This is a genomic window from Exiguobacterium sp. s150 (genome assembly GCF_018618435.1).
Classification (GTDB): Bacteria; Bacillota; Bacilli; order Exiguobacteriales; family Exiguobacteriaceae; genus Exiguobacterium; species Exiguobacterium alkaliphilum.
The window spans coordinates 1-10,596 of record NZ_JACSMC010000051.1 but is presented as its reverse complement, the minus strand read 5'-3'; the positions used below and the strand labels follow the sequence as shown (position 1 = coordinate 10,596).

The 10,596-nt window shown below is 39.3% G+C and carries 9 protein-coding genes; 3 read left to right on the top strand and 6 right to left on the bottom strand.

Translation table 11 applies throughout. The features are described from left to right. Positions 1-180: 180 nt before the first annotated feature. A complete protein-coding gene (locus KNP76_RS15130; RefSeq protein ID WP_214844995.1) occupies positions 181-1,440 on the bottom strand; it encodes a helix-turn-helix domain-containing protein in 1,260 nt (419 codons plus the stop codon). Positions 1,441-1,607: 167 nt separating this feature from the next. Between KNP76_RS15130 and KNP76_RS15125 the strand changes: the two genes are divergently transcribed. The 3 genes from KNP76_RS15125 (at position 1,608) to KNP76_RS15115 (ending at position 4,426) form a co-directional block, all read left to right on the top strand. Next, on the top strand, positions 1,608-2,129 hold the full coding sequence (locus KNP76_RS15125; protein ID WP_156028746.1) for a hypothetical protein: 522 nt from the start codon (positions 1,608-1,610) through the stop codon (positions 2,127-2,129). A 3-nt stretch (positions 2,130-2,132) separates the two neighbouring features. Continuing rightward, entirely contained in the window at positions 2,133-2,738 is a 606-nt protein-coding gene (locus KNP76_RS15120; protein WP_214844994.1) for a hypothetical protein, read from the top strand. 120 nt (positions 2,739-2,858) lie between these two features. Beyond that, a protein-coding gene (locus KNP76_RS15115) for an IS3 family transposase (RefSeq protein ID WP_214844993.1) occupies positions 2,859-4,426 on the top strand; the annotation gives its coding sequence in 2 pieces (ribosomal slippage) (positions 2,859-3,510 and positions 3,510-4,426; 1,569 coding nt in all). A gap of 54 nt (positions 4,427-4,480) precedes the next feature. On the opposite strand, the gene KNP76_RS15110 is transcribed toward KNP76_RS15115, so the two are convergent. From KNP76_RS15110 to cadC, 5 genes are all read right to left on the bottom strand, one after another. Beyond that, positions 4,481-5,146 carry a CadD family cadmium resistance transporter gene (locus KNP76_RS15110; RefSeq protein WP_435528659.1) on the bottom strand — a complete coding sequence of 222 codons (666 nt, stop codon included), beginning with the start codon at positions 5,144-5,146 and terminating at the stop codon, positions 4,481-4,483. A gap of 74 nt (positions 5,147-5,220) precedes the next feature. Continuing rightward, positions 5,221-5,868, bottom strand: a complete 648-nt coding sequence (locus KNP76_RS15105) for a ZIP family metal transporter (protein WP_251137536.1) — start codon at positions 5,866-5,868, stop codon at positions 5,221-5,223. Positions 5,869-6,043: 175 nt separating this feature from the next. After that, positions 6,044-7,453 carry a dihydrolipoyl dehydrogenase gene (lpdA, locus tag KNP76_RS15100; protein ID WP_214844992.1) on the bottom strand — a complete coding sequence of 470 codons (1,410 nt, stop codon included), beginning with the start codon at positions 7,451-7,453 and terminating at the stop codon, positions 6,044-6,046. A 216-nt stretch (positions 7,454-7,669) separates the two neighbouring features. Then, a complete protein-coding gene (locus tag KNP76_RS15095; RefSeq protein WP_214844991.1) occupies positions 7,670-9,841 on the bottom strand; it encodes a heavy metal translocating P-type ATPase in 2,172 nt (723 codons plus the stop codon). Continuing rightward, on the bottom strand, positions 9,834-10,202 hold the full coding sequence (gene cadC, locus KNP76_RS15090; RefSeq protein ID WP_003322301.1) for a Cd(II)-sensing metalloregulatory transcriptional repressor CadC: 369 nt from the start codon (positions 10,200-10,202) through the stop codon (positions 9,834-9,836). Before cadC ends, KNP76_RS15095 begins: the two co-directional genes overlap by 8 nt. Positions 10,203-10,596 lie beyond the last annotated feature (394 nt).

Below are 10,596 nucleotides of genomic sequence, written 5' to 3'. Positions count from 1 at the left end.
AGTTCTTGTAAAAATCGCTGGACACGGGCTTACCGAAAAGATGGGGTAATGGGGCTACGCGATACACGATCAAGTAATTCAGGAAGGTGATTTTGTGACCCATTACTAACGCTACCTTTTGCATCTATACTTGGTGAAAAACTGAAAACTGTCATAATTGTCATGATAATCAATATTTTTTTACCATCTGATCATCTCCATAGATTCTTCATTTTGATGAAACTCTACTAATAATTTCTGATATTTAGAATGATTTTTATTTTTATAATAATCTAAGAGTTCCAGATATCTTTTTCTTATTTCAATATAAGAGTTTTCTTTCTCGATTAACCTTAAGTAATTAGTTTCAAGTAACCGATAATATTCTTTCTCATTTTTTTTACTTTTTAGAATCATTAAATCGGCATAAACCAAATATTTCTTATGAAGCTTACACTTTGACGCACTATTCTTGAAAGATGATGTAAATTCTAGAATCTCTTCTTCTTGAAGATCGTTTAAATGGAGTTTGGTTTCCCACATAGCAAGAATCAAAAGACATCGATGTTCTTCTTTAGTAGAAAAATATTGCTCGCAACTCTTAAACACCACAAGTGCCTCGTCATATCGATTTGCATTTTTCAAGAAGATACCGTAGTTATATCGCGTCTCGTGTAACATATTTTCGTTACGGAACTTTGATAGCATACGCAACAACTCAATATACTCTTTTTCTGCTTCTTTCATTAAACCCAATCTTGAGTAATTAATTGCCATAACCGACTTACAAGTTATCATTCTAGTGAAATTCGTCCCTTTACCAAAAGATTCATAGGCTTTATTCATATGAATTAAAGAAAGTGATGGACTGATGTTATAGCTGTAAATGAGACCTTTCTGGTAAAAATATTCTGCTTTGTCATCACTCACTATGAGATTTTCATTTGATTCAGCGTATTCTGCAGCTTTCTTAGAATCTTTATACTTATTTAGGAAAGACATTTTTAATATGACGAATTTACTCATGTCGGCATTGGACATTATCTCTAAATTATCAAGGTTGTATAAAAGAGATTCAGCCTTTTCATAATTTTTTTCGTTTAATTCATAGGCCAATTGAGCCAATAAGTATCGATTCAAATAATCGCTTACTATGTAATGAGACTCCTCCTTTTCCATCATTTCAATGGTTAACTTCATCTGACTAACTTCACTGTAAGACCAGTGATAATAAAAGTCATCAATAAGTTTTGAGAGTTGACTATGCCTCTCCTGCTCAAAATCAATTTTTTTCCCAAGTCTTTCGAGAAGCAAATTCAATGTTTCTTGATTAGGTAGATACACTCCTTTTTCGATTTTGCTTAAATGTGAGATAGAACATATCCCTGCTGCGACTTCTTGTTGGGTTTTCTTAGCTTTTATACGATTAAATCGGATGATATTCCCGATATATTTATGCAATTTAATCTCCTCCACCTCATATTATCCCAAATTTTAAATGGTAAATAAATGCTATATTTTGAATAAGTCTTAGTTCAAAAGTCAAATTTTTAATGTAAAAGAGACAATGAATTTTAGGATTTTTTATTTTCACCAGATTTTTCACAAAAAATATTGGAGGTTTTTTAATGTTTAAGTCAAAAACAATTAAAATCTTAGGTTCACTAGCTTTGAGCGCATCGATTTTATCAGGAGTACCTAATTCAGTGTCAGCAGTAGAAAATGATGTGCCTATTTATGCCCCAGTTTACGATGGAACAGTATACCAATCCACACTCACTAATACATTAGTAAAGCTTCCAAAATGGACGCATATTGCTACAAACACATCGTCACTGGTGGACACAGTAAACTATGAGGTTTCTCGTCGTGTATTTGCTACTGGAACTCTTACAGGTGAAACAGAATTTAAAATTTTGCAAAATGGCCTAAAAGTAACAGCCGAGGTTTCTTATGGGACGGATACCACCACATCAACTAAATTCGCCTTTAATATTCCTCCAAAATCCACGCGGAAATTAGTTTATGGTAGCATCGGTGTTGATACCACAGGAAAATTAGTCACATACTCTAATGGTTTGGTATCAAGATCAAAAGCCGTTTCTGCAGACTATAGCCGTTACAGCTACTCTGAGAATCTTGCATACTGATATATGAAAAAATATGTTGCTTTATACGTTTTAGCGATTGCTTTAGTATTGGCATCATGTAGCGAAAACGATTCATCAAAGAGTACTTCTTTAGGTAAGGAGAAGTCTAACGAGAAAACTGAACAAACTACCCAGGATGTTTCAGGTACAACACAGTATGTATCTATTAATGAATACATCGAAAGTATGGTAGCTCAACAATTTTCATTTATAAGTTTCGAAAAAGAAGTAGAAAACAATGAATTGATCACAACCGTAACGTTCTCAGTAGATAACATTCTAAGTCCAAAATTCACTTCTACTGAGCAACAGTTTTACTGGAGTGTTCAACTTCCAACTTCTCTTTTCGAAAAGGTCTCGGACGTACCTGAGCCGGTTATGTTTGTTCCTATATCTGGGGAAGAGTTAACAAATAGTGAGCGAGAAAAATCTCGTTATGCTAACTTTTATCGGATACAACAACGATTTGAAGTCTCAGAAGAACACGTCGCGGAAGTAGAGAAGTTGATTCAAAAAAAGGACTCTGGATACGCATTTAAACTTCATGATGAAAATTATGAAGAAGCATTCGTATTTGTTGATTTAGAATCTTTTGTAAATATAGACTGATTATTCAACAGCAAAATAGATATTCTCAAAAAAAGAATTCACTTCAATCCTGATATGCTCCCCAATAGGTAGACAGATGAAATAACAAATCTGTTTATTCTATTGGGGAGTGTTTTTTTTATGGCGAGAAGTCGGCATTCAATCGAACAAAAACTGGCTGCACTGCGCATGATGGAAGAAGAAACGCATACATGGAAGGAAATCATGGAGACTCATCACGTTTCTGAGCATACCCTCCGGGTGTGGAAAGTGAAATTCGATACCGGCGGGAGTGACGCATTGAAGGAATCGAAGACATGGAAACTGTACACCAAGGAACAGAAAATCGCGGCCGTCCGTGACTACCTCGACGGGGCCACCACGATGGAAGTCCTCTCCAACTATCAAATCAGTGATGGATCTGTTTTTCGAAAATGGATTAAGAAGTATACTAGTCATAGCGAGTTAACAGATTCGAGAAAAGGGATGGATCGAGCTATGACAAAAGGGAGAAAGACCACATTCGAGGAACGCATGGAGATAGTCAGGTATTGCCTGGACAACGGACGGAACTATCAACGGACGGCCGAGGTATTCACCGTGTCGTACCAACAGGTCTATGGGTGGACGAAAAAATATGACGCCGACGGCGTGCACGGGCTCGAGGACCGGCGCGGACGGACGAAGCAAGAAGAGGAACTGACCAACGAGGAGAAGCTCGAACGTCGCATTCAACAGATCGAGCGGGAGAACGAGCGCCTTCGTGCCGAGAACCTGTTCCTAAAAAAGTTGGAGGAAATCGAGAGGAGAGGTTGATCAGCCAGATCAGGCTACAATTGCGATACATGGTCATCGAGGAAATGTCGACGACCGACACGTTCCCGGTCGTGCTCCTGTGCGAGATCGCGCAGGTCTCACGGGCCGCCTACTATAAATGGTTGAAGCGTACCGTCTCGGTACGCGAAGAAGAGAACTTGAGCCTATTGGAAGACATCCGCCTCCTCTACGACCAGGTGAACGGGACCTACGGTTATCGACGGATCACCATGACGGTCAATCGCAGACGACGCCAGCATGGCCTGCCGGCATACAATGAGAAGCGCATCTATCGTCTCATGCGTATCCATGAGATCCGTTCGGTCATCCGCCAGAAGCGAAAACGGCACAAAAAGTCGTCACCACAACATGTGGCAGAGAACGTATTAAACCGTGAATTCACAGCTGAAAAGCCGAATGAGAAATGGGTAACGGATGTGACAGAATTTAAATATGGCCTATCTAAGAAGGCCTATCTCAGTGTGATTCGTAATCTTTATGACGGATCCATTATTAGCTATGTGCTGGGACACTCTAATAATAATCAACTGGTATTTAAAACGCTTGACCAGGCAATCGTACGATTGCATCAAAAACACCCACTGATTCATAGTGATCGTGGATTCCAATACACCTCTAAGGCGTTCAAGCGTAAATTAGAGGCGGCAGGAATGACTCAAAGTATGTCACGGGTTGGTCGCTGTATTGATAATGGACCAATGGAATCTTTTTTCGGCACGTTAAAATGTGAAAAGTATTATTTACATAAGTATCAGACCTTTGAAGAACTTAACATTGCCATAAATGAGTACATCTATTTTTATAATCACGAAAGATACCAAAAACGATTAAACGGCCTCAGCCCTAAAGAATATAGAGCGAAAGCCGCTTAAATCACTTTTATTATTTCCACTGTCTACTTGACGGGGGGCAGTTCAGATTATTTTTTAATAATTTATTAAACTCAAAAGGGCACTAAACGTTTCGTTCTCTGCCATGATGTATACCCCTAATCCAACAAAGACTATAGGGATAATCCATCTTCCGTATTTCTCCAAAACTTCAGAAACATGTCTGAAGGAAGCTAAACGATATCCTACAAAACACCAGACAGCAACCATTATAAAGAAGATAATAACCGTAATTACCAGTTCATTCACACTTAAAGTTGTAAAATAAGGCACATAGATGCCGATATTGTCCCCGCCATTAGCGAATGTGATGAAGGCTACACTCATAAATAGTTTGTTAAATCTCCCTGAGTTTAAACTGGAGAGGATCGCACCTTCATCTTCATCTTCACCCTTAATAAACAGTTTAATCCCTAAATAGATCGGAATTAAACCAAGCAATCCAACCCATTTTTCTGGAATCAACATGACGCCAAAAGTTCCCAAAAGACTGATCAAAACCAGCAAGGCAAAACCTAAGTATTGCCCAATGACTATATCTTTAGGGTAGATCCGGTTACTCTTTGTCTGCGCGTTCATCTTTAAACCGCCAGTCGCTCTAGCCTGTGCATTTGCCTGAGAGAACAGCAGCATCAAAACAAAAATATCATCAATATTGGTTACTAAGAAAGCCCCAATTGCGGAAATAATAGTCAAAGCCACTTTTATCAACTCCATGGTAAGTTATTAAAACATTCACACGTATGTTTGAATGTTATGAATAGGTTCTCCCCTGCTTAGTGTAAATATACGGGAAGTAGCTCCCCTATCCAGTGAAGAGCAAAATATAGCAATATCCCTACAAAAAAGAAAAGAATAACGACTCTGTCTTCAGTGGCACTAACAACAGGCAGCAAGTCAACGGTAGATATGTATAGAAATATTCCTGCTGTAATGGAAAGAGCTATCGCGAGGATGCTGCTATCTACCATAAAAAATTGTGTTAGAGACACGGCTGCGATCGCGCCTGTTATCGTTGATAGACCCAATAAGAAAGATGCTCCTATCGCCTTCTTCTTGCTTTCAAAGTTTGCAAATACGATGGAAGAAATCGTTAAACCATCCGGAATTTTATGTATTAATACAGCAATCAATACAACAAATCCTATTCTCTCGTCTATTTTGAAACTGGCTACAATAGAGACACCATCAAAAAACGTGTGAACCAGCATGCCCAATAAAGCACTAAAGGTTGTGCTTTGAGAATGAGAATGTTTATGAGTCTCTTCTCCGAAATGAAAATGGGGTGCAAGAAACTGCTGGAACAAAAAGATCAAACCAAATCCAATAACAATATATAGGGCACTGGATTCCTGAATTTCTAATGCTTCTGGTATTAAATCCATAATCGCAATAGCGAAAAGTATCCCGGCGCTCAGCGCCATTAAGCCATTTAAGCCCCTTCTAGACCAATTTTTTTAAGAAAGATCACAAAGCCACCCAGGACATTTGCGAAAGCCGCAGTTAAGACGTAAAACAAAATGTCCATTAATTCCCCCACTCCATTAAATGAAAAGTTTAACCTGCACTTATGAAAAGTGCATGTCTGCTGCATTCACATTATTTCTTTTTATTCAGCATGTGAATGGCGTGCCCCATCACACCTTCCGCCGCTTCCATCAATGGCTCAGGCAACGTTGGATGGGCATGGATTGTAAGGCTTAGATCTTCGGCAGTTGCTCCAGATTCAATGGCAAAAACTGCTTCAGCAATAAGCGACGATACTTCTGGTCCTACCATCTGTGCGCCTAACACCCTTTTGCTGTTCTTCTCGGCTACAATCTGCACAAAGCCATCTGCATCTGAAACAGATAATGCCCTTCCGTTCGCTTGGAATGGAAAACGGCTGGAAACCGTTTCGTATCCCTGTTCTTTTGCTTCTTTCTCTGTTAATCCTGTGTAGGCAACTTCAGGATCACTGAAGATAACAAAAGGCATGGCTTGAAAATCAAGGATGCTGTTTTGTCCGCTAATCACTTCTGCAGCTACTTTTCCTTCGTAGCTAGCTTTATGGGCAAGGAGGTATCCGCCAGCACAGTCACCTATTGCATAAACATGCTCCACGTTTGTCTGGCATTTCTCATTTATCTTAATAAAACCACGCTCGTCTAATTCTACTCCGATATTTTCCAACCCAATTTTCCCTGTGTTCGGCTTTCTTCCTATAGAAACTAAGCAATAATCTCCGTTAACCACTTCTTCCTTGCCATCAACCTGTACACGAACTTTTACTTCATCCCCTGTGTTTTCTCCGCCTTGGACCAGAGCATTTGTTACAACTGTGATACCTAGTTCTTTTAGATGCCGTTTTACCACATTTGTAAGCATAGGATCGGTACCTGGAAGAATCGTGTTGGACCCTTCGAGAATGGTCACTTTTGATCCGAATTTGGCATAAGCAGTACCCAGCTCCAAACCAATATAACCACCGCCTACCACAACTAAATGTTTTGGTACTTCCTGCAGCACCAATGCCTCAGTGGAAGAAATGATTCTTTTTTTATCAAATGGCATACTTTTTAGTTCGAAAGGCAAAGATCCTATCGCAAGGATTAAATCTTTGTAGGAATATACTTGTTCTTCGTTATTCATTTTGATTCTAGCCGTATAGGGTTTAGTAAGATAGGCTTCTCCACTGATTACCTCTACTCCATTGCCTTTCAGTAAGGTCTTAACCCCGCTGGTTAACTTATTCACGATGCCGTCTTTCCACTTTACTACTTCCGGCATATCTACTTGAACTTCACCAGAAACCTTGATGCCCATTGCACTGGCGTGTTGAATATGTTTTACCCGCTCAGACGCACTAATAAGAGCTTTTGATGGGATACACCCCCGGTTAAGGCAAACGCCCCCTAGTTCTGCTTTATCTACCAGAACCACTTTTTTCCCCAACTGGGCCGCCCGTATGGCCGCCACATAACCTCCAGATCCTGCTCCTATTACTAACAAATCGACATCTTTTGTCATTTTAGCTTCCTCCTCCGGTGATTTCAGAATGAAATAAACGAACGGTCTTTCACGAAAAAACAGAACCGTTTTCGTGCAATATGTAATCCTAAAACTGCTGTGAACCAACCTGTAACGTGTACCCGTTTTTAATCATTTTTAATGTAACTAACCCCCAAATTTCTATACATGGTAAGAAAAAGGGCTTTCCAGACAACCAGAAAGCCCTTTTCCCTTTTATTCCTTGACCCGCATAAGCCGCATACTATTTAACGCTACCAGAAGAGTTGCCCCCATGTCTGAAAGGATGGCAATCCAAAGTGTTAACCAGCCCGGTATGACCAATAGCAAGGCAATAAATTTAATGGCAATTGCAAAGGTGATGTTAGCTTTGATGATATTTAGGGATTTACGGCTTAGTTTCACAGTGAATGGAAGTTTTCTTAAATCGTCTCCCATTAGAGCGACGTCTGCAGTTTCTAAGGCTGTGTCTGTACCAGCTCCACCCATTGCAATCCCAACTGTTGAGGCCGCCAATGCAGGTGCATCATTGACCCCATCTCCTACCATTGCTACGTTGCCATACTCGGATCTCAACTGTTTAATAAAGTCTAATTTGTCCTGTGGCATTAATTCTGCCTCTATATCAGATACTCCAACCTGCCCTCCGATAGCATTCGCAGTACCTTTGTTATCACCAGTAAGCATAATTGTTTTTTTGATTCCAAGTTGATGTAACTTTTGAAGAATTTCCTTACTTGACTCACGAACTTCATCAGCAACTGCAATAACTGCAAGTATTTCTTTTTCGGTTCCAATAATCATGGCTGTCTTACCTTGATTTTGAAGAGTAGTAACATTTTTCTCTAAGTCTTTATCGAAATCATTAGTCAATAATTCCTTAAAGAGTTTCGGGCTACCGATGTAATAAGTCGTCCCGTTTACGATACCCTTTATACCCTTTCCTGTGATAGAAGAGAAATCCTCTACCTGTACGTCAGAATAAGTAATGTTTTCTTCTTCTGCTTTTTTCATGATGGCTGAAGCAAGAGGATGCTGGGAACGATATTCTAATGCAGTAATGATGGACAGCAATTCTTTTTCATTTGCCTGCTTGTTCAACACATTAAAATCAGTTACCACTGGGACACCTTTTGTTAGTGTGCCCGTTTTATCAAATGCAATGGCCTTTAAGGCACCCATTTCTTCTAGATAAATACCGCCTTTTATAAGAACGCCCTTTTTCGCTGCATTCCCGATTGCTGAAACAATGGAAATCGGAGTGGAAATAACCAATGCACAAGGACAGCCGACAACAAGAACAGCTAATCCTTGATAAATCCATGTTTCCCAACTGCCATCAAAGAATAATGGAGGGACTATAGCAACTAATGCTGCAATGATCATAATAATCGGTGTGTAATATTTTGCGAATTTATCAACAAATGCTTGCGAAGGAGCACGTTCCCCTTGTGCTTCCTCTACAAGATGAATAATTTTAGAAATTGTTGTATCTTCTACAAGTTTCGTTATTTCTACTTCAAGTAATCCTTCTTCATTTAAGGTACCTGCAAACACTTCATCATCAACCGTTTTCGCAACAGGAACAGACTCGCCCGTAATGGCCGCCTGGTTAACAGCCGAATAGCCGCTTACTACAGTCCCGTCCATGGCAATCTTCTGGCCGGGTTTCACGATCATAATATCACCAATGGCAATGTCATCCACATGGATCATCATTTCTTGTCCATTACGTCTAACGAGTGCCTCTTTTGGTGCAATATCCATTAATGAACGAATGGATTGTCTTGCTTTATCCATAGAGAATCGTTCAAGAGCTTCACTAATCGCAAAGAGAATAACAACAATGGCCACTTCTCCCCATTCCCCAATGATAGCGCCACCTATAACAGCCACTGTCATAAGGGTTTTCATGTCAAACTCAAAGCGAAACAAGTTTTGCAAACCGACTTTGAAAAGCGATAATCCTCCGATCAACATGGATGCTAAAAATAATAATGTAGTAACGAGGTTCTCTTCCCCATTCACACTCTGGGACAGGTAACCGAACGCAATCAATAAGGACGCAAAGAGCAGCGTACTGTGCTTTTTATAAAATGGCACTTTATCTTCTTTCGTATCTTCTTTTACCTCTTGTGATGCTTGGCGAGCAGATTTTTCAGGTGTCACTTTGAGATTCTCAAATGCACCTGCTTTTTCTAGTTCTTCTATCGTTGCATTACCATAAACAACAATTTTAGATGCACCAAAATTTACTTTTGCATCCTCAACTCCAGATAGCTGTTTTACATTTTTTTCGAATTTACCCGCGCAGTTTGCGCAAGTAAAACCTTGTACACGATAGGCCTTCATTTCTTGTTCAGATGTTATTGCCTTTTGATCAGACATTGACATTCACTTCTTTCTTATGTTCTAGTACAATCATCATTATTTGTCTAATATGTTCATCGTCTAACGAATAAAACGCTAGTTTTCCTTCTTTTCTATATCTTACAATCCCCTGCTTATGAAGGGTCCTTAAATGATGAGAAGCATTTGCCACCGTAATACCAATAATATTTGCTATATCACACACACATAACTCTTCATCTTGACACAAAGCATAGGTAATCTTTGCCCTATTTTCATCCGCAATTGCTTTTAACATTTGGGCAACACTAACAATATCGATTGTTTTTAAATCACCTTGTATTCGATTGACCTTTTCCTCGTCATAACAAAAAATTTCACAAGTATCTTTCTTATTCACATTATCACCCCATTGATATTCAAGTGTTAACTTGAATATAGTATATACCTTTCCTTGGTTAATATTCAAGTGAATATTTGAATGAAAAACATAAAATGATTTTTCTAATAGTAATTCCCGTTAACGAACGTTAAGAAGACATGTTTGATAGTTAGTACACATTAAAATGAAAAGAGGCTGGGACATAACTCAGTAGATTTATAAGAAAGAGGCCACCTGGCGCGACTCGTTCGCGCCAGGTTAAACTGTACCCTGAGTAGTAGACACTAAAAAAGTCTACTGCTCAGGGTTTTTGTGTACACTGGACTAAATCATATTGGGAGTGAATTCGAGTGTCGAAGAAGATGTTTACGTCAAAAGAAATAGATGCGCTAGCCGCAAATCCTTACGTTAA